The organism is Bacteroides sp. UBA939, from assembly GCF_002293435.1.
Lineage (GTDB): Bacteria > Bacteroidota > Bacteroidia > Bacteroidales > Bacteroidaceae > Bacteroides.
This window is the reverse complement of record NZ_DBDF01000011.1, coordinates 6,790-8,080: the sequence shown is the minus strand read 5'-3', so window position 1 is coordinate 8,080 and position 1,291 is coordinate 6,790. Positions and strand designations below refer to the sequence as shown.

At 43.8% G+C, this 1,291-nt stretch carries 1 protein-coding gene; it reads right to left on the bottom strand.

The window, feature by feature from the left end:
- Positions 1-1,100 (bottom strand): DUF418 domain-containing protein (locus B2Z67_RS00915; protein ID WP_291527936.1); only part of this gene is annotated, 1,100 nt, incomplete at its 3' end.
- Between the last annotated feature and the right edge of the window lie 191 nt (positions 1,101-1,291).

Here is a 1,291-nt window from a genome sequence, read left to right as displayed (position 1 = left end):
CAGCAGAAAGCGAATTGGCAGGCAAAGAGAAGTATCCCTATCAGGCAACTGACGGTAATGCCTGCGTGGGAGTGCATGGCAAGTCCCCAATTATAGAAAATCAGCGAACCGATGATACTTTGGGTTACATAATTGGTGAGGCTCATCTTACCGTAAGGAGTAATCTTCATCAGCAATCCGTGCAAGTTTGTCCGGTAGAAAGCATTGATGATGCCCGACACCAGTATCAGCATAAACGAGAAATTGGAAAGTGAAGTAATGACAAGCAACAGAGGAGTAAGGATAGAATTGCTCATGATGAATTGCGGTAACATATTACCCAGCCCATACAACGGGAAAAAAGCAATAAGAGCGCCACAAAGCACCTTGTTCCAGAATTTCAGGTTCTCTTTCAGGAAAAGGTTCCGGCGTCCTATCAGCAGACCGAACAGAAAGAGGGAGGCAGTCTGGAATACGCGCCCATGCTCCCAAGCCCAGGCAAGACTGGCAAGCTGCCCTTCCCATAAATTCACACGCATGGTTTCGAAGAATGTGCCATGACTTTGCACCTCGAATGCAGCCCCCCAGAAACTATCTGTCGGGATAGAGGGAATTACAAAAGAAGAATCCATGCATGCACATATCATGTAGTAGATTGACAACGGCTGTATCAGTAGCACACAAGCCAGAATAAACATCCATTTATCCTTCAACCGGCACGTAAGCGGCAGAATAAAACCTACTAAGGAATAGAGCACCAATACTTCGCCCGTGAAGAATACGGCATTGATATTACCGAAAATAAACAGCAATACTAACCGCCAACAGAAACGCAAACGGAAATCTTTGCCGCGCATGCGCTGGTTGTCATCCTGAATAAAGAAGCTGAAACCGAACAGCAAAGCAAACACAGCGTATGCCTTCCCGCTGAGCAAAAAGAAAAGTCCGTTCCAGATAGCCTTATCTGAGAAGTTAAGCCAGGCGCCCTGGCTGGCCGGGTCGGGAAATGAATAAAAGTTGAAATGCTCGATAGTATGCAATACAATGATGCCCATAACGGCCAATCCACGTAGCGCGTCGGCTACATCAATACGCGTGTGTCCTTCTAATTTCTGTACCATATATTAAAGATTTATAGGCAATAAGCCTGTTATATTTGTTGAAATCACAAATATAGATTTTATTTTTCAATTTGGAACTATTTACTTTAAATTGTCAGGGCAAGTGCATCAAAATGAACATATAAAGTGTATAGGAATAAGCTAAATGATTAGCGAAGCCGATGATTCACAAGAGTATCTCTATTCTCCTC